At 62.2% G+C, this 16636-nt stretch carries 21 protein-coding genes; 5 read left to right on the plus strand and 16 right to left on the minus strand.

All coding sequences use genetic code 11. The features are described 5' to 3' along the window. Positions 1–15 precede the first annotated feature (15 nt). The 4 genes from RR_RS11400 to RR_RS11415 form a co-directional block, all read right to left on the minus strand. Entirely contained in the window at positions 16–507 is a 492-nt protein-coding gene (locus RR_RS11400; protein WP_004957559.1) for an Lrp/AsnC family transcriptional regulator, read from the minus strand. Between the two features lie 149 nt (positions 508–656). Next, the gene (locus RR_RS11405; protein ID WP_011223767.1) at positions 657–1229 is read right to left on the minus strand and encodes a hypothetical protein; all 573 of its coding nucleotides are present in this window, start codon (positions 1227–1229) and stop codon (positions 657–659) included. Next, positions 1226–1975, minus strand: coding sequence for an ABC transporter ATP-binding protein (locus RR_RS11410; RefSeq protein WP_049938903.1), 750 nt, complete (start codon positions 1973–1975; stop codon positions 1226–1228). The genes RR_RS11405 and RR_RS11410 overlap by 4 nt, the downstream gene beginning before the upstream one ends. Continuing rightward, on the minus strand, positions 1972–2871 hold the full coding sequence (locus tag RR_RS11415; protein ID WP_011223769.1) for an ABC transporter permease: 900 nt from the start codon (positions 2869–2871) through the stop codon (positions 1972–1974). The genes RR_RS11410 and RR_RS11415 overlap by 4 nt, the downstream gene beginning before the upstream one ends. 192 nt (positions 2872–3063) lie before the next feature. On the opposite strand from RR_RS11415, the gene aspS reads away from it, so the two are divergent. Beyond that, complete coding sequence (aspS, locus tag RR_RS11420) at positions 3064–4368, plus strand: aspartate--tRNA(Asn) ligase (RefSeq protein ID WP_011223770.1); 1305 nt, start codon at positions 3064–3066, stop codon at positions 4366–4368. Between the two features lie 473 nt (positions 4369–4841). On the opposite strand, the gene RR_RS11425 is transcribed toward aspS, so the two are convergent. From RR_RS11425 to RR_RS11455, 7 genes are all read right to left on the minus strand, one after another. Next, positions 4842–5024: a hypothetical protein gene (locus tag RR_RS11425; RefSeq protein ID WP_007187680.1), complete on the minus strand. Its 183-nt coding sequence runs from the start codon at positions 5022–5024 to the stop codon at positions 4842–4844. A gap of 132 nt (positions 5025–5156) precedes the next feature. Then, complete coding sequence (hop, locus tag RR_RS11430; protein ID WP_011223771.1) at positions 5157–5987, minus strand: halorhodopsin; 831 nt, start codon at positions 5985–5987, stop codon at positions 5157–5159. A 168-nt stretch (positions 5988–6155) separates the two neighbouring features. Beyond that, positions 6156–6917, minus strand: coding sequence for an aldo/keto reductase (locus tag RR_RS11435; RefSeq protein WP_011223772.1), 762 nt, complete (start codon positions 6915–6917; stop codon positions 6156–6158). 75 nt (positions 6918–6992) lie between these two features. Further along, positions 6993–7352, minus strand: coding sequence for a DUF7344 domain-containing protein (locus RR_RS11440; RefSeq protein WP_049938904.1), 360 nt, complete (start codon positions 7350–7352; stop codon positions 6993–6995). A gap of 158 nt (positions 7353–7510) precedes the next feature. Further along, entirely contained in the window at positions 7511–10273 is a 2763-nt protein-coding gene (locus RR_RS11445) for a PAS domain S-box protein (protein ID WP_049938905.1), read from the minus strand. Between the two features lie 173 nt (positions 10274–10446). Continuing rightward, positions 10447–11052, minus strand: a complete 606-nt coding sequence (locus RR_RS11450) for a hypothetical protein (RefSeq protein ID WP_049938906.1) — start codon at positions 11050–11052, stop codon at positions 10447–10449. A 17-nt stretch (positions 11053–11069) separates the two neighbouring features. Further along, on the minus strand, positions 11070–11711 hold the full coding sequence (locus RR_RS11455; protein WP_049938907.1) for a hypothetical protein: 642 nt from the start codon (positions 11709–11711) through the stop codon (positions 11070–11072). A 75-nt stretch (positions 11712–11786) separates the two neighbouring features. Between RR_RS11455 and RR_RS11460 the strand changes: the two genes are divergently transcribed. After that, complete coding sequence (locus tag RR_RS11460; protein ID WP_004957591.1) at positions 11787–12389, plus strand: metal-dependent hydrolase; 603 nt, start codon at positions 11787–11789, stop codon at positions 12387–12389. 44 nt (positions 12390–12433) lie between these two features. On the opposite strand, the gene RR_RS11465 is transcribed toward RR_RS11460, so the two are convergent. The 3 genes from RR_RS11465 to RR_RS11475 form a co-directional block, all read right to left on the minus strand. Then, positions 12434–12685 (minus strand): KEOPS complex subunit Pcc1, encoded by a 252-nt coding sequence (locus RR_RS11465; protein WP_004957592.1) that lies wholly within the window; start codon positions 12683–12685, stop codon positions 12434–12436. Between the two features lie 107 nt (positions 12686–12792). Further along, entirely contained in the window at positions 12793–12927 is a 135-nt protein-coding gene (locus RR_RS11470; protein WP_004517024.1) for a DNA-directed RNA polymerase subunit P, read from the minus strand. 26 nt (positions 12928–12953) lie between these two features. Further along, positions 12954–13262, minus strand: coding sequence for a 50S ribosomal protein L37ae (locus RR_RS11475; protein ID WP_004591489.1), 309 nt, complete (start codon positions 13260–13262; stop codon positions 12954–12956). 75 nt (positions 13263–13337) lie between these two features. Between RR_RS11475 and RR_RS11480 the strand changes: the two genes are divergently transcribed. Next, positions 13338–13982, plus strand: coding sequence for a hypothetical protein (locus tag RR_RS11480; RefSeq protein ID WP_011223778.1), 645 nt, complete (start codon positions 13338–13340; stop codon positions 13980–13982). A 21-nt stretch (positions 13983–14003) separates the two neighbouring features. Here the strand turns inward: RR_RS11480 and RR_RS11485 are convergent, their stop codons facing one another. Beyond that, on the minus strand, positions 14004–14732 hold the full coding sequence (locus RR_RS11485) for a DUF2103 domain-containing protein (protein WP_011223779.1): 729 nt from the start codon (positions 14730–14732) through the stop codon (positions 14004–14006). A gap of 61 nt (positions 14733–14793) precedes the next feature. Beyond that, a complete protein-coding gene (locus tag RR_RS11490; RefSeq protein WP_011223780.1) occupies positions 14794–15630 on the minus strand; it encodes a pantoate kinase in 837 nt (278 codons plus the stop codon). Positions 15631–15788: 158 nt separating this feature from the next. On the opposite strand from RR_RS11490, the gene RR_RS11495 reads away from it, so the two are divergent. Both RR_RS11495 and RR_RS11500 read left to right on the plus strand, forming a co-directional pair. Continuing rightward, positions 15789–16091, plus strand: coding sequence for a UPF0175 family protein (locus tag RR_RS11495; RefSeq protein WP_004957605.1), 303 nt, complete (start codon positions 15789–15791; stop codon positions 16089–16091). After that, complete coding sequence (locus RR_RS11500; RefSeq protein WP_011223781.1) at positions 16088–16597, plus strand: hypothetical protein; 510 nt, start codon at positions 16088–16090, stop codon at positions 16595–16597. The genes RR_RS11495 and RR_RS11500 overlap by 4 nt, the downstream gene beginning before the upstream one ends. Positions 16598–16636 lie beyond the last annotated feature (39 nt).

Genomic DNA, 16636 nt, shown 5'->3' on the forward strand with positions numbered 1-16636 from the left:
ATTCGGAAGGTTATATTAGCTAGTGTCTGCATCGGCATCGTCGTGCCCGAACTGGTGGAACGGCCGGGTGTACTCGTTCCGAATGAGGTCCTCGTCGACGACTTCCAGTCCGATATCGTTGAGGTCCCTTCCGATGCGGCTCAGGTCGTTTCCATCAGTTCCGACAACCTCGACGTGGACGTTGTCGGCCCCAGTCATGACTTCCCTGATGGCGACGACACCGGACACGTCGAGTGCCCGCTGTGCGACCTCCTCACGCTCGTGGATTGGAGCCGTACAGACAATGAGCGTATGGAGTTGATACCCCGCGGCCTCGTAATCGACATCGACATCGTAGCCGGCGATGACGCCAGCGTCTTCGAGCTTCGTGATGCGATTCCGAACAGTTCGTGCGGAGACGTCAAGCGATTCGGCTATCTCACTCGCTGACGTGTGTCTCGCATCCTGCTGGAGCGCGTAGATGATGTTCCGGTCCAAGTCGTCGATAGGGTACTCCGCGTCGGCCATGTCGATTGTTTCGGCGGCTACCAGTACAAAGGTTCAGGATATTGGACCGGACGCTGGGGTCTCGTCCGGCTGTTTTCGACACTCATCTGTGCCTCGCCAGCAGCGCGGAGGGAGTCGCTACGCGGGTTCGAGGCAGACGCCGCTGTGTCTCAGGGAAGCACCGACTGTTCGGTGAGTGTCACGGTTACCGATGGGTGGTATGCGACCCAGTCGGCATCCTCGCCTGTGCGGTAGGAGAGGGGAACTTCGTCAAAGTAGCCCTGCAGCGTGTACGTGCCGGCCCCTGAAACCCGCCGCCCGTTGAGTTCGTACTGCCGCTCAATCGATTCAGCAGCCGCTAGCGTTCCAGTGAGTGGGGTGCCGTCTTTACTCGCCCCGCTTGGCCGTACCTCGACGGTATCTGCCTCCGTATACTCGTCAGCCAGCAGTAGAATGTCAGCAGACACCGACTCTCCCGCTAGAGCCAGTCCTAACACCCCGAGTGGCCAGACGCCGGTGTTCTTGATGATAACGTCCTGTGTCCCAGTGTTTCGGAGCGCTATGTTCAGCTGCCCGGGACTCTCGATTGTTATTTCTCGGTCGACCGGTGTCACATCGAGTCCCAGCGGGTGCGAATCATCCTCGGTTTCCACGCTGGAGATAGTGTACTCAGGATCGCCCAGGCAGCCGGCGAGTCCGGACAGCGCCGCTGTCGACACGGTCAGATACCGGCGGCGGTTCATGCGTCCACCTCCGTAGCATGGGCGGAGCCATCGGTCAGTGTCATGAAGATGTCCTCAACTGTCGCGTCTGAGGACAGGTCACAGGTGTCTCGGAGCGCCGGCAGGGTTCCTTCCACAATGAGGTCCCCCTCGTAGAGAATCCCGACGCGGTCACAGACCAGATCGACCTGACCGAGGACGTGGCTGGAGAAGAATACTGTTGCACCACGTTCAGACTCGGCTTCGACGACATCCCGCACCAGCGCGACACCGTGGGGGTCAAGCCCGGTGAACGGCTCATCAAGAATCAACAGATCCGGCTGCCCGACAAGACTCATCGCGAGTGCCAACCGCTGTTCCATCCCCTGTGAGAACTCGCCAGCGGGTCTTTCAATAGCATCCACCAGTCCGACGCGCTCAAGCAGTGCTCGCGGGTCGTCGTCCGCACGCTTCGTATCAATCACCAGTTCGAGATGCCGCCGCGCGGACAGCGACTCGTAGGTCTCGAAACGGTCGGGACAGATACCAACGCGCTGATGACAGGCGACGACATCGTTCCACGGGTCGTGGCCGAGAACGCGCGCTGTCCCCGACGTTGGTTTGATGTAGTCCATCAGCAGATTGATCGTGGTCGACTTGCCAGCGCCGTTCGGGCCGAGGAAACCGTACACCTCGCCCTGTGCAACAGTCATGTTCAGCGCATCAAGCGCAACAGTCTCGCCGTACTGTTTCGAAAGCCCATCGGTCTCGATTGCCGGCGGCGTCACGCGAGGTCACCTCGGTTGAATCGATACCGGGCCAGTGCCAGCGGGACAACTCCCCAGAGAAGCAATACGACGAGGGCTATTGATTCATGGAGATAGGCCGGGACTGGCTGTCCACTGAACGCTGCGTCGACGACGTACTCGTTGACCGAGTGCCCGGGATACAGTACCGTGGCGACTGACGTGTACTGGCCACCGGAGTTCGCCAGTCCGAGTATCCAGTTCGTGACAGTTCGGTACGCTCGACCCGGCGAAAACCGAAGGATAGCGAACAACAGGCCGTCAGCCGGTGGGCTGAGCGGATTCACTGCGTTCCCGGTTACAGCCGAGTAGAGACGGACACCGACGATTTTCCACCCCAGTGTCAGCAGTAGAAAGAACCCACCAAAGAGCACGGCGGTTACACGGACTGTGCTGGTCGTCACTGCCGATGCCGCTGTTGCGATCGACACGAACACAGCGATGTACAGCACCGTCACCAGAAACACGCCGATGAAACGTAACGGGGAGAACAGACCAAACTTCACACCACCAATAACCCCAAGAACAACTGCTGAAAGGGCAAATGGCAGCACAGCGCCGACGCTCCGACCGACGACTTTGCCGATGAGGATTTCAGTCCGTGTGAGGGGCAATCCAAGCAGGAATTTCAGACTGCCCGATGTGCGCTCCTGAATAATCGACCGATACGTCAGTAACAGCACACAGAGCGGAAGGAGGATCGACCCGGCTACCTGCACGAACCCGACCGTAACGTCCGGGCCAAGCAGATCCCAACTGATGTAGGTGGGACCGTATCCCCAGACGACGAGCAGGGGTGCAAGTATCCAGATTCCTTTCGATTTGAGCAACGCAACTGCCTCTTTCCGTGCAAGGGGAAACCATCGGGGGAGGGCCATGTGGTCGGGTTTGAAAGTGTAGTATATAAAACACACTGTCAACTGCTACTATGTTTAAACGAAAACGAGCTATCGCTCCGGTCGGGCCTGAAAGGCACTGGCGTCCCTGCTTAAGACCAACCGTGTTCTGAGAGTGCCCTACCCTCGCCTCGAAAGACTGTTCTTAAGTTGTGGCCACAAGAACGAACAGCCATGGAAAACCGAACTTACACGGCGGACGCAACGCCGGGTGACACGGTCACCGTCGCCGGCTGGGTCCACGAGATCCGAGACCTCGGTGGTATTGCCTTCCTTATCCTTCGAGATACCACCGGAAAGATACAGGTCAAATTCGAGAAAGACGAGATGGACGACGACCTCGTGGAGACGGGGCTGAACGTCCAGCGTGAATCGGTCATTTCGGTGACCGGTGCTGTCGAAGAGGAGCCACGCGCGCCGACCGGTGTCGAGGTCACACCGGAGTCCGTCGACGTGATTTCGGAAGCCGACCCCGAACTGCCGCTCGACCCGTCAGGGAAGGTCGACGCCGAACTGCCGACCCGCCTCGACAACCGCACGCTCGACCTCCGCAAGGACGAGGTGAAAGCTATCTTCGAGATCCGCGCTGAGGTCCTCCGGTCGGTCCGCGAGGCGTTCCGAGAGCTCAACTGCACGGAGATCAACACGCCGAAGATCGTCGCCACGGGGACCGAGGGCGGCACCGAGCTGTTCCCGATCACGTACTTCGGCCAGGAAGCGTTCATGAACCAGAGCCCGCAGCTGTTCAAGCAGCTGATGGTCGGCTCCGGCCTCGAACGCGTCTTCGAAATCGGCCCGATCTTCCGCGCCGAGGAGCACAACACGCCACGGCATCTCAACGAGGCGACCTCCATCGACTTCGAGTCGGCCTTCTACGACCACACCGAGGCGATGGACGCCTGCGAGCACGTCGTCCAGTCCGCCTACGAGGGCGTCGCCGAGAACTGTCAGGACCAGCTCGAAGCGCTCGGGCTCGAAGACGAGTTCGCGGCCCCCGAGGGCGACTTCCCACGGCTCACCTACGAAGAGGCGCTCGACAAAATCAACGCCACCGGCGAACTCGACGAGCCGCTGGTGTGGGGCGACGACCTCTCGACGGAGGCCGAGCACGTCCTCGGGCAGGAAGTCGGCGAGCACTATTTCATCACGGACTGGCCCAGCGAGATCAAGCCGTTCTACATCAAGGACCACGACGACGATGAAGAGGTCTCGACCGGCTTCGACATGATGCACCCGTCGATGGAACTGGTCTCAGGCGGCCAGCGTGAGCACCGCTTCGACCACCTCGTCGAAGGATTCGAACAGCAAGGGCTGGACCCGGAAGCCTTCGAGTACTACACCAAGATGTTCAAGTACGGCATGCCGCCACACGCCGGCTGGGGCCTCGGCGGCGAGCGCCTCATCATGACGATGCTCGGGCTGGAGAACATCCGGGAAGCGGTGTTGTTCCCGCGAGACCGGCAGCGTCTGTCGCCGTAGGCGACGACGCGACTGCCGAGCGGGAGGTTGTGAGGCGAGCGGAGCGAGTCTCACAGTGTCGTCGGCTCGCCGTGGCGAGCCGACTGCAGGCGATTCCGTAGGAATCGCCCCGTTCCCGCGAGACCGGCAGCGTCTGAGCCCGTAGGAAGCGAGGTTTTGACCGCAGGGAAGAACCTCGGTAACGTGAGCAGAGCGGGACCGAAGGTCCCGCAGGCAGTCGGGCGGTACCACCGCCCGACGACGGGGAGAAACGACCCGCGAGCGGCGAAGACCTGAGAGCCAGCGGGACGAGCGTAGTGAGTCCCGCAGGACCGACAGCGACTCTTGCCGTAGAAATCGAGGGGCTGTCCCCGAGGAAGACCCTCGCCCTGTCTCGCAGTGATTCAACTTTGCCAAGCGTAGGGTATTAAACGCGGACAGCCGCAGGGCTGCACACCGAGTTAGCACGAGGGCGGGGGCCGACCTGCCCCTGACTATGCGTTTGCCGCCGCCTGCTTCAGAATCTGAGGAGCGACCACAGCTTCGAGGACAGCGATACCGAGTGCAACATACCGTATCGTTCCTTCAAGCAGGAGGAACGCGACAGCCGCGACGACCGTGGCGCTGACCAGTGGGATACCGTAGCGAATGGCTGGATTTTCGAATGGGGAGGGCATACAGACTAGTCACTTGGGCAGCATAACTTATCTTTTCTGCATCTGCTACTGTACGGGCAGGGATAGAGAACGGCCAGAATACGGCCAAGGATACGCGAGCAGGAGGATACTGCCCACGTCTCGATGCGCTACTCAGTCGTCTGCGGGCGTAGCGCCGCCGGAGCCAATGCCCATCCCGGACCCTGAGACGGTGCCTTCGTTGGCGGCGACCCAGCGCAGGAGTAGGAAGGCGAAGACGTACTTTGCGAGGATGTCCAGCCCGGAGTAGCCCCACGAGGTGACGCCGACGCTCAGGAGGGCAACGCCCTCGGAGCCCAGCGCCCACAGAATCGGGTAGCCGAGCCAGAGCACCACAGTGAGAATCTTGAGCGTCCCGAATATCTCGCTTGTTCCGGCGGCCTCTGCGTCGGCCGGCCACTGGACGAGCAGGACGTACAGCACTGCGACGAAGAACGCACAGCTGATGCCGTAGAACACCCAGCGCAGCAGGTGCGAAGAGGTGATGAGCGCGGCGGCGAGGCCGGTCACACACATCCCGATGTCCATCGTGATTGCGGTGAACAGCGACGCAATGTCAGTGTCAGCCAGCAGGCCCAGCGCCAGGAGAATCATCGGTGTCGAGAACGTCCACGTCAGGTAGCGGCCCCACGGTGATAGGACCTCCTGTCCGGCGAGGGCGTGGCCCGGCGGCATCTGCAGAAACCCGACTGTCAGCCCGGAGGCTAGACCGGCATAGCTGGAAATCGAGACCAGCGGCACCAGCATCGTCGCGACCCAGATGAGTTTCGCGCGGGGCGACTCGAGGTCTCGACCCATCGCGACGAACAGGAGGATGACGACGCCCGCCAGCGCGATGTTCACCCAGATCGATGAATTCAGGAGGAAATTCGACTGTATCTCCTGTAACACGTCTGACTGTGTCGCCTGAAGCACTGTCGTTGCAGTGGTACTGGCAGCTGTCATGTACACTAATTACGAAGAGAACACTTAAAGACGCGTACCCAAACGGTATCGGTATCCGCTGTTAGATTCGGGTTTCGGAAGGACAAGACCAGTCCCGGACACGAGGTGGAATTACTGTGTTAAACTGTCTCATACTATGCCTATCCACTCGCGTCAGCGGCGGGCGGCTCACTCCGGGAACAGCTCTTCTTCACGCTCGATGGCTTCGATGCGCGCAATTTCGGCGTCGGTCAGTTCCAGGTCGGCAGCGGCGAGGTTGGCTTCGAGGTGGGACTGTGAGGACGCCTTTGGAATCGTGACGACGTTCTCGTAGCTGGTCACCCAGGCGATGCTGACGGCGGCCGGCGTCGTCTCGTGCTGGGCAGCGATGTTGAGGATGGTCGGTTCCTCGAACACGCGACCGCCGGCCAGTGGTGCGTACGCGACCAGTGGGTAGTCGTGTTTCTGTGCGTCAGTGAGCAGTGATTCGCGCCAGAACAGCGGATGGAACTCGACCTGATGTGCAGCAATCTTATCGAGGAACTCGCGCGCGACAACCAACTGGTCCGGGTCGAAGTTCGAGAGCCCAACGTGCGCTGTCAGTCCCGCCTCGCGCACAGCCTCGACAGCGGGCAGGGTCGTTTCGGGGTCGTAGTCGCCACGTGGACGGTGGACGTACAGCAGGTCGACGGCGTCGAGGCCGAGCCGGTCGAGGCTCGCTTCCGTCGCTGGGCGGACAGCAGTTGCTTCAAGCGCGTCAATCCAGAGCTTCGTCGCGACAGTCAGATCGGCCCGGTCGGTGTCGGCGGCGGCGATGCCCGCGCCCACAGTGCTCTCGTTGTCGTAGATTTGAGCGGTATCGAGGTGGCGGTAGCCACAGTCAATGGCTGTCCGAACAACGGCTTCGTCCTCGATACCCATCGTACCGAGTCCGACCGGTGGAAGGTCCATGCATTCCAGTTGAACGCTGTGGTAAAAAACAGCCCGTCTCCACTAGTCCGTATCCCCCCAGATACGGGCTCTTCGTTAGAAGTCGGTCCGCTGTGTGACTGCCTGAGCGTGATCAGCCCACTTTTCGACGGTGGGCGACCCCCAGTACTTCACTGCGCCGCTTCGCTCGTCGTAGTCGATGAGTCCAATCCGGTGAAGCACTGGCAAGTGCTCCTCTTCGAGCTGTGTTCGGATAGTCGAGGGCGACGTGTCTGTTGCATCGACCGTGCTCGTGCCCTCCTGCTCCGATATTGCCGATGCTAGCACCGCAACGTTAGCGGTCGTCTGGTCACCGCTCGCGAAGTAGTGACAGACGGCACGACGCCGCCAGTCAGCCAAGACCTCAAACACATCATCTACATCCGCTGTAGACAGCGACCTGTCCGCCGGCGTCATCCCACTCCACTGGTCACTTCGTGGCCCAGCATTCCTTTGGTTGCTCATTTGTGCGCATTAAATTAGCTACTGCCAGAATCATCAACCACACGCCTAGATTACTAGGTAATGACCAAGAAGCGTATGTGAATTACTTACCAGTATAATTGTACTCACTACTAGCCATCAAAAATAGCGTCAATGAGGTTCCGTTCTGCTCGCCGGAGATGCTGGAGGAGTGTCGATGAAGCGATATCGAGCGTGGCCGCAAGTTGCTCAGCGCTCGTGTCTCGTGGCCAGGCGTAGTACCCGGCCAGAAATGCCGTGCGAAGGACTTCTTGCTGGCGATCAGTCAAGTGGTCACGCGGGTCCGATTCAGCGTTGAGTATGTCGTTTGGCTGTTTACACTCTTGTTTTGCCGTCAGCGCAAAATCAGGTGTACAGACAGCGAGCGCCTCCTGTATCGTGCGAGAATCAGCGCCCAGTGGTGCCTCGACAGTTATCGAAAGCGTCCCACCCTCTGCGACCAGCGTTCGGCGGCGAGCGCCGACATCAAGCAGGAGCGACTGGATGGTTTCCGTCACCTGCAGTTCGAGAATACCACCGTCGTCATCTGTGCGAACAACCCGCGAGTCGAGAATGTCCTCGTGAGAGCGAAGTTGCTCTGAGACTGCATCAGCCGGCCCCCCATCGACAGAAAGGTACAGGAGGTGGGTCGGGTCGATATCGACGGACCCGACAGCCTCGATTCGGCACCCGTATGCGTTCGCTACCGAAATGAGGGGCGTATCAGCGTTTCGCGATTCGAATGTCAGTTCGAGGATCCTGTCGTGGGAGAGCAGCCGCCGGTTCTGAACAGCCATAAACGCGAAGCCGAGCATCTCGCCGAGGACGGCGAAACTCTCTGCGACACGTGCCGTGAATCCATCCTGCTGGTCGGTACACACGTACAAGACTCCGTGGACGATGTCGCCATGAACGATTGGAATCGCCGCAATAGAGCGGGTTCCCCGGTCACCCTCGGTATCTTCCCACGACGTGGATTCGGTCCCGCTTTCGACGGTCGTCGTCTGAATCGTTCCCGTCCGAAGCGCCGTTTCACCCGGACCAGGGTCGGTCTGATCGGCACTGGTAATGCTATCGAGACACTCCTCGTCGTCGCCGGCGACCGCCTGTGGAGTGAGATTGCCGTTGCCTCCAGATCGCTCACCGATCCAGGCCAGATCCCACAGCTCAGACTCGACAATCCGGTCACACACTGTCTCGGCGAGTTCGTCCTGAGTCGTTGTCGTTCCCAGCGCACGGATGAGATCCTGAACCAGAACGTTAACTCGGTCAAGCGTTACCAGCTCGTCACGCTGTCGTTCGATTGCGTTCTGACGTTTCCGCTCTTGGGTGATATCTTGGTGAATTCCGACAGCCCGGATCGCCTCGCCGTCGTCGTTCCACTCAAATACCTTGCCGAGGTCACGAATCCATCGCCAGTCCCCGTCTTTCGTCCGCATTCTGAATTCACACTGGTACAGCTCGGTTTCGCCAGTCTTCAGCTTCTCGAGCGCCTGTTCCGCTCGGTCGAGGTCGTCTGGATGGACGAGATCGGCCCACGACTCGTAGTGTGGCTCCAGTTCATCCTTGCTGTAGCCGAGCATTCCGGTCCAGCGCTCATCGAAGGTGACCTCGTTCGTTTTCGGGTTCCAGTCCCAGACGCCGAGTTCGGCACCCTTGAGCGCAAAGTTAAATCGCTCCATCATCTCCTGATACTCTCGCTCACGGCGCTTTCGCTCCGTAACGTCTCGGGCGACGCCGATGACTCCGTTGTAGTTGCCGGCTTCGTCGTGAGTCAACGTGTGGTTGAACGAGAGTTCTCGCTCGGCGCCATCCTTTCGTCGAAATGTCAGGTCGACGGTCGTGCTCTCCTGGTCAGGTGCTTCGAGTAACTCTTCGACGGCCGCCTGTCCCTTCGGGAATTCACCGGGTGCGAGGACTTCCAAAATGTGTGTCCCGCACAGTTTGCCCGGCTCGTACCCGAGAGTCGCCGCGAACGAATCGTTACAGAAGTCGATGACACCACGTTCATCGATCGTGTAGAGCCCGTCCTGTGCCCGTTCGACGAGGAGATCAAGGAGCGCCGTGCAAGCGTCACGCCGAGCGGTCTCGGTGATGTCTCGTAGCAGAACGAGCGTGAGCCCACCCGTGGCGTCCGGCAGTTCGTACCCGTGCCGGAGGAGATACTGGTCGTGGTCCGTGCCGGAGACCCCGAGGGCAACCGGCTCGGTCGGGGAATCCCGGAGCCGCTGTAGCTGCCGACGGCCGCTGGGCGTGTCGGGCAGTGCCCTATCCATGGCGTCGTAGAAGTCCTCGACCCGGCAGGTCTCGTCGAGGCCGGAGACAAATGCCGACACCGCTTCGCTTGACCACTGTACTGTCCCATCATCCGCCAGCAGAACAGCGATTTCGTTCGCTTCAGCACGCGATTCAATTCCGGACACTGCATCCCGCAGCGCGGACTCGGTCCGGTCGACTGGGGCTGAGACGACGCTAACGATCTTCTCCGCCAGCAGCAGCGGCTGTCCGTCCGCCTGTTTCGTGACGACCGTCTCCGCGTCGTCGAAGACAGGCGCAACGCTGTCCGACGCAGTGGCGTCGGTGTAGAGGACGACCGGGTAGCGGTCGTTCGACACCAGTGCAGCCGGGATATCACCCAGCCCAGTCGGGTCGAGGACGAGACAGGAGACATCCGTCGATGCGGCGGCTTCGAGCGCGGCATCTGTCGTTGCCACGCTCGTCACCGTTATTTCGGTGTGGTGGTCCGTCAGCCTCTCGTGTATCTGCTTTCGTGCCGTCGCGTCGGAATCGAGATACACGACTTCGATTTCCCGGTTGGCAGCGCCGGTCTGTCTCGCTCCCGCAAACGCGATGTCGTCGAGGTCGTTTCTAATCATCACCCTGGTATGCTGTTCAATCACGTTACTGCGGCGTAATAACTGTTCTGCGGCGACAGTGGTTGCCAGACAGCGAACGCACACGTTCAACGACCACAGTGGCGAAACGTTGCGGATGGCACACGGCTTCTCTCGGAGCCTCCTGGCCATCGAATCCGGTGACACACCCGGCGTCAGTCGACAACGAACAGCCGCTCCCGAAGGGTCTCGGCAACATCAGTGAGGTGGGCCTGTCCGAACGCCGCGACCAGAAGCGCCCCGAGCGAATTGAACATCGTATCCCGGACCGTATCATCAAGGCCGTGTTGCGCCAGCGGCATCGTGACACCCGTTTCGGTGGCAACGATATCGAGCGCGAACTCGAACAGTTCCCAGATCACGCCAAAGGAGAGCACCACGACGAAGATGTACACGAAAAAGACGCGTCTGGGGATGTGAATCGCGTCGTTGTGGAGGTCGATGGTCCGGGCTGTCGTATATCCGAACGCGGCAATGAGTGAGGCTGACATCGCGTGGGTGAGGTGGTCCCACCAACCGATCTGCCCGTAGAGCCCGGCTGAACCGAGCGTATGGAGGAACACCGCGGTCGTGATCCAGAGGGCGAGCCACGGGTCAAGCGCGAGATTGTAGTTTCGCCGCATCATCGCGGGGAGGAACGTGACGAGCAGACCGATACCGCCGTTCGTGATCGGCTTTGGCTGACCGGCGAGGATGCCGTAGCCGACCAGTCCAAGCAAGACGAGTTGCATCGCGCGGGTGGTCCGTCGCTGGTTCCGCATCGACGGTCGGGGCAGCCTCATCGCTGCACCATCCGTCGGATACCACGCCAGAGACGGCGGTCCCGCCGTCTGAAGTAGCCATCGAACAGCACACCCGCGGCGAGTCCGGCAAGGGTGACGTACAGCCACTCGGTCATCAGCGCCTCGTTGGTCGTGAGATACGACGTCCCGAGAAACCGGTCGGCGTTCCACCGGAAGACCGTCCAGACCGCCACCGCGGCAAGCGTCGTCAGGACGACGAGCCCGATGGCGAACCAGTGCGTGAGCGCGAGATCGGTAAACATGTGAAGCTCAACGATGACGAGCAGGGCCAGTGCAGCAAGTGAGAGGTAGCTGGCGAAGGTTCCGACAGTGCCGCCGACGAGCCCGCGGGCTAAGATTGGGAGCAACGCGAGAACGAGCAACTCCCAGGGGAGCATCACGCGCCACTCGCGGAACGCCACCGGCGGGACGAGGACGACGAAGCCGACGACACTGACGAACAGTATCCACCGGTAATCAGCTTCGAAGACGCTTTCGACGAACACGGCCGTGAGAATCGCAACAAGCGCCCACGCGATGACTGCGTTGGTTCGCCCGTCACGAAAGAGCTTCTTGAACGAGTCCTCGAGGCCGATAGTCCCGGGACGACTGTCGGAACGGCCGGACCCATCGCTCATTGCAGTGAACTGTGGTACGACAGCGAATAAACCCAGCGACGTGTTTATACCGGCTACAGCCCCTTCTACAGGTATATGATGCTGCCGACGCATGCGATAGCGGGGCTCGCCATTGCGACACCGCTGCTCGTCCTTGCGCCAGACCACGCCGCTGTAGCGCTCGCTGGCGGCCTCGTCGGTGGCGTTCTTCCCGACCTCGACCTGTACTCGGGCCATCGGCGCACGCTGCATTACCCCAGCGGGTACACACTCGCGGTTGTCCCGGCTGCTGGGTTCGCCGCCATCCTCCAGACACCGCTGCTCATTGCGCTCACCTTCGTTCTGATGGGCGCTGCACTCCACTGCCGGATGGACCGGTACGGCGGCGGCCTCGAACTCCGTCCGTGGGAGGCCACATCCGAACGTGCCGTGTACGACCACGTTCGTGGGCGGTGGCGGCCGCCGAAGCGATGGATACAGTACGACGGTGCGCCCGCCGACGTGGGACTGATGGTACTTGCAGGTGCACCACTATTCGTCGTGCTTGACGGGCCGTTCCGGTGGGTCGTCGCCGCAGCCCTCCTCACTGGCGCGACCTACGGGCTCCTGCGTCGTCGACTGGCAGCCCTGGCCCCGGTCGTGTTCGGGAACGTTCCCGACTCGATTGCAGCCCACGTTCCGGACCGCTACCGGCAGTAACGCTTGGCTGCCGCGACGCTTTCGCTATTTCACTGCTGCTCTCGTCACTTCCGTCCCACCAGAGCGTTCTCAGCAACGCCGCGAAGCGTCAGCCACGTGTTGATACCCGCCCGCAGTGCAACGAGGTCAGACGCCGCAACAGTGAGTTCGACCCGCTGTCCGTCCCGACTGAGCCGCGCCGTCGTCCGGTCGCCCTCGATATCGTTGATTTCGGGACGGATGCTCTGCTCAATGGCGCGAGCCCGGTCGGCGCTGCTGTACTCGGCGGTCAGGCGGGTCTGATGTGGTGCAGTCATACTGTTCGGGATGGGGCGTCCTCGTATCGGTCACAGGGCTGCCCCAGAAAAGCCGTTCGCAACGTGGCGCAGCCGGCCGTCGACTATCAACCGCGTCACCGACAGTCTCAGTTGACGTTGATCTCTTTGACGTCGGGCGACCGCTCCTTCAGCAGGACGCGGTGTCCGCAGTACGGGCAGCGGACGCCGCCGTACTCGTCCAGCGTCACGTCGCGCTTACAGCGTGAACACTTGTAGCTCATAGCTGAGAGATAGGGATGAAGGTCCTTTACTCCTCGTCTTCGGACAGTGCGGCCCGAATGGAGCGTCGAACAGTCTTGCCGCCAGGCGTTTCCGGCTTGTAGCTGCCGCCGGTGAACTTGTAGTCACAGTAGCTGCACTGCCAGATGCCCGTGCCCTGACGGTCAACGCGGTCTTCGCCGCAGTTCGGACAGGCGTGGTCCTCGTTCATCTCCGATTCGATCTCCGCAACGCGGCGTCGGGACACGCGACCGTAGCGAGCGCCGAAACGGCCCGAGCTGCCGGTCTTTCCGCTCTTGCTAGCCATAGTGGTCTGTTGTCCGCCGAGCGGCCACATAAGGCCTTCGAGATTCGGTTCCCGGCGAGCCCGCGGCGACATAACTCAAGGGGGAGGCGGGCAAACCATCGCTCGATGGCAGCGTTCGACGGAGTTCGCAATCGCCTCCAGCGGGTCGCGCCGGCCACGAGCGGGCGGCTTACCGCCTCGGAGTTCTTGCTGTCGGGCGCGGCGGCGGGTCTGTTTGGCTGGGGTGGCACGCAGGCGATTACGTGGTCGAGCCGCGCTAACGGCGCGCTGTTCGCCACGGCGCTGTGGGCTGTCTTAATCAGTGGCTTCGTCGGCCTGACAGTCCTCCACGCACCGGATTCGGTCCGCTTCTCGGACGCGATGTTCGCCTGGGGAACGGTCAATACTACTGCGACAGCGGTGACTATCGGTGGCCTCCTCGGTGTCATACCCGCACAAGCGGCGTTCTGGCACGCGTGGGTCGGCGCAACGGCGATCGGCTACTGCTGGACCGGTGGGGTCCTCGAAGGGGCTGGACAGCCTGTGCGCGGACGTGGTTATGTGGGTGCGGGCGTCGTCGGCCTCTGTCTGCTGGCCGTCGGGGCGGTAGCGTTTCCGCTTGTCTCCCCAGTCGGTTATCTGGCGCTCGCCGCACTCCATGCGCTCCCGATGGCCCTCGACGTTCGAACGTCGTTACCGGCCGTTCACCGGACCGGTGTCGTCGGAGTCGCGGTGGCCGCCGTGCTTGTTGCTGGTGTTGTCATGGCGTGACCACCGGTCCTGGCGCGGGTGCTACTCCTGCAGTTCGGCTTCCCTGAGGGCCTCGTTCAGATCTGCCCGGACGTGTTCGCCGAGTTCGCGGTCGCCGGCCGTCGTGACGACGCGGTTCTCCTGCACGCTGGAGCCGTCGCGGATGAGCACCCGGACGTTGCCGTTGGCGTCGGCGCGGGTCGCCTTCGCCCGGACGCCCGTCGGCGAACTCGCGCCGCCAGCGTCGATGGGGCCGGGGATGACCTTCTTGACGTGAGGGTGGCCGGCGACGGTCTGGATGACTCGCTGGCCCGACCGACCGCCGATGAGCGTCGAGTGGCTCCCGCCCAGTTTCTCCGCCGGCGCGGCGTCGACAACTTCGAGTGCGGGCTCGCCCTGACGGTCGATGACCCGCTGGACGGGGTCGTCGCCCTCGACGCGAAAGAACTCGTAGTGCAGTTGGGGGCGAACGGCGGCGATAACGTCGCGGTCGCCGGTGACGTACACTTCCTCGGGCCGTTTTCGTCGTACCTCGTCCGCGACGAGGCCGGCGAAGTTCCGCAGTTCGACGACGACCGTTTCGTCGCTCCCTTCGCCTTCCGGCGTCGTCGTCACCGTCCGCTGGCCGACGACCGACCCGTCCAGAAGCGAGGTCACCGTCGCCCGCTCGCGGTCGAGTTCGAGGACGACGGCGTCCGTATTGGCAGTGTGACAGACCAGGCAGTAGTCACCCGGCCGGTCAAGCGGCGTGGCACACTGCCGACAGTCCATAGCTGTGGCTATGGGTCCGCGCGGATAAGGGAGACGGTTCACATCTTACGCAATCATAAGCTCAGCGCTCGTCTTCGATGGTCGCGCCGGGCGGGTAGATGGCACAGATAGCAGCGTCGTAGCCGGCGTCGGAGAGGCCAGTCCCGAGGGCGAACACCGTCTCGCCGAGCATCGCCATCGCGGCGTCTCCGCCGGCTTCGGCCACGTCGTCGATGACGCCTTTCACCTCCGGCGTCAGGAGGTCAGCCTCGCGGGAGAACTGCCGGGAGGCCTTCATAAACGTCGAGAGCTTCGGCTCTTTGACGACGGTCGAGAGTGCACGTTCGCCGGCGGCCGTTAGCGTTTCCGTGTCGCCGCCGACCACGTCCGCTGTCGACAGCTCGCCGAGCGTGACGTACTCGATGCGGCTGCGGACCGGGATGGCGTCAAGGTAGTTGAACTGCGGCCCGCCGGGTTCGAGGCGGAGCGGCACGCCGCCGCGAGCCTGCGCGACGACATCGCCAAGGCCCGAACCGGACTGGACTTCCGCGCCGTGGGCAATAGTCACGAGTTCGTTGTACGAGAGCCCGTGGCCAAAGACGGCGTTGGCCGCCAGCGCAGTACCAAGCGCCAGTCCGCCGGAGACGCCGAAGCCGGACCCGAGCGGGAGTGGCGTTTCGGCAGTGACGGTCGCCGTGGTTCGAAGGGCGTCCAGCACTCGCTCGACGGCCTCCACCTCAATCGGCTCGCCGTTCAGCGTTACCTTGGTCTCAGCCCCGCGGCTGACGGTAACAGAAACGCCGTCAGACAGGGCCAGTCCGCCCCCGCGAGAACCGGTCTCAATCGGGTCATCGCCCCGGTCGACGGTAAAAAAGCCCGTGATGTGGCCGGGAACGAACGCGTGTGCTTCGTCGCTCATTGCCTCCCCGTGGGACCCGGTGGCGTTAAGGATTGGTGGTCGCCCGCTCCGGCCACGCTGGCTGGCGGACGTTCGCTCCACGCAGGGTTTCAGAAAACCGACAGGCGGTTCTCCGACCCGTAGTTTGATGTGTGTTTACGGCGGATGACTGTGCAAACATGCCGACGATAAGCGCGCGGCTCCCGAGCGAAGAGAAAGCCGAACTGGACGACGTCGCCGAGTTGCTCTCCGAGGACCGGTCGACAACGATTCGAAAGGCGCTCCGGGAGGGACTGGAGACGCTCCGACTTCGCGTCGCCGTCGAGCAGTACCAGTCTGGCGACGTGTCGGCGGCCGAAGCCGCACAGCTCGCGGACCTCTCCATCGCCGAGTGGCTCGACGTGGCCCGCGAGCGAAACCTGACGACACAGCTCGAACTCTCTGATCTGGAGCTCGATGCTGACACAGCCGCGGAGCTATGACCCGCATCTATGTCGGGCCGACGGCGCTGTACTCGCTGGGGCAGGTGGGAGAGCTGTCGCTGCTGGACGCGTTCGACGGCGACATCGTCATTCCCGAGCCCGTCATCGACGAGGTCCAGGTCGAACCGACCGCGACGAACCTGACCGAGTACCGCGAGAACGGCATCGACACTGGCGTCGACGAAGACCACATCGACCAGGCCAAGTCCCTGCTGGGCGATGCCGACCTTGGCGCTGCTGTGACGGTACTCGCTGGCGTGTTAGCCCACCGCGACAGCGACGACCGCTCAGCCGTGGCTGTCGTCTCCGAGGACCGCACTGTCCGACGGATGGCACAGGGTCTCGGCGCGGAGGTGACGAGCAGTTTCGGCGTCGTGGTCCGGGCCGCCATCGAGGACAAATACCTCAAGCCGACACAGGCAAAGCGGATCGTCAGGCGCATCGACCAGCATGGGATGCACCTGACAGGGGAGTTGCGCGAGCGGGCGGTTGGCGAGGTCGCATGACATCCTCCGCGCCGTGAACGGCGCGGTTTCCTCCGTAGG

It is taken from the genome of Haloarcula marismortui ATCC 43049, assembly GCF_000011085.1.
In the GTDB taxonomy this organism is placed as follows: Archaea; Halobacteriota; Halobacteria; order Halobacteriales; family Haloarculaceae; genus Haloarcula; species Haloarcula marismortui.

Coding starts and splice junctions, on each gene's coding strand:
- RR_RS11425 (WP_007187680.1), bottom strand. CDS start 5,024: ATGCCCTCCCCATTCGAAAATCCAGCCATTCGCTACGGTATCCCACTG.
- RR_RS11475 (WP_004591489.1), bottom strand. CDS start 13,262: ATGTGGCCGCTCGGCGGACAACAGACCACTATGGCTAGCAAGAGCGGA.
- hop (WP_011223771.1), bottom strand. CDS start 5,987: ATGACAGCTGCCAGTACCACTGCAACGACAGTGCTTCAGGCGACACAG.
- RR_RS11445 (WP_049938905.1), bottom strand. CDS start 10,273: ATGATTAGAAACGACCTCGACGACATCGCGTTTGCGGGAGCGAGACAG.
- RR_RS11440 (WP_049938904.1), bottom strand. CDS start 7,352: ATGACGCCGGCGGACAGGTCGCTGTCTACAGCGGATGTAGATGATGTG.
- RR_RS11490 (WP_011223780.1), bottom strand. CDS start 15,630: ATGAGCGACGAAGCACACGCGTTCGTTCCCGGCCACATCACGGGCTTT.
- RR_RS11405 (WP_011223767.1), bottom strand. CDS start 1,229: ATGAACCGCCGCCGGTATCTGACCGTGTCGACAGCGGCGCTGTCCGGA.
- RR_RS11470 (WP_004517024.1), bottom strand. CDS start 12,927: ATGAGCTACAAGTGTTCACGCTGTAAGCGCGACGTGACGCTGGACGAG.
- RR_RS11500 (WP_011223781.1), top strand. CDS start 16,088: ATGACCCGCATCTATGTCGGGCCGACGGCGCTGTACTCGCTGGGGCAG.
- RR_RS11435 (WP_011223772.1), bottom strand. CDS start 6,917: ATGGACCTTCCACCGGTCGGACTCGGTACGATGGGTATCGAGGACGAA.
- aspS (WP_011223770.1), top strand. CDS start 3,064: ATGGAAAACCGAACTTACACGGCGGACGCAACGCCGGGTGACACGGTC.
- RR_RS11400 (WP_004957559.1), bottom strand. CDS start 507: ATGGCCGACGCGGAGTACCCTATCGACGACTTGGACCGGAACATCATC.
- RR_RS11465 (WP_004957592.1), bottom strand. CDS start 12,685: ATGACTGCACCACATCAGACCCGCCTGACCGCCGAGTACAGCAGCGCC.
- RR_RS11485 (WP_011223779.1), bottom strand. CDS start 14,732: ATGGACTGTCGGCAGTGTGCCACGCCGCTTGACCGGCCGGGTGACTAC.
- RR_RS11415 (WP_011223769.1), bottom strand. CDS start 2,871: ATGGCCCTCCCCCGATGGTTTCCCCTTGCACGGAAAGAGGCAGTTGCG.
- RR_RS11460 (WP_004957591.1), top strand. CDS start 11,787: ATGATGCTGCCGACGCATGCGATAGCGGGGCTCGCCATTGCGACACCG.
- RR_RS11480 (WP_011223778.1), top strand. CDS start 13,338: ATGGCAGCGTTCGACGGAGTTCGCAATCGCCTCCAGCGGGTCGCGCCG.
- RR_RS11495 (WP_004957605.1), top strand. CDS start 15,789: ATGCCGACGATAAGCGCGCGGCTCCCGAGCGAAGAGAAAGCCGAACTG.
- RR_RS11455 (WP_049938907.1), bottom strand. CDS start 11,711: ATGAGCGATGGGTCCGGCCGTTCCGACAGTCGTCCCGGGACTATCGGC.
- RR_RS11450 (WP_049938906.1), bottom strand. CDS start 11,052: ATGCGGAACCAGCGACGGACCACCCGCGCGATGCAACTCGTCTTGCTT.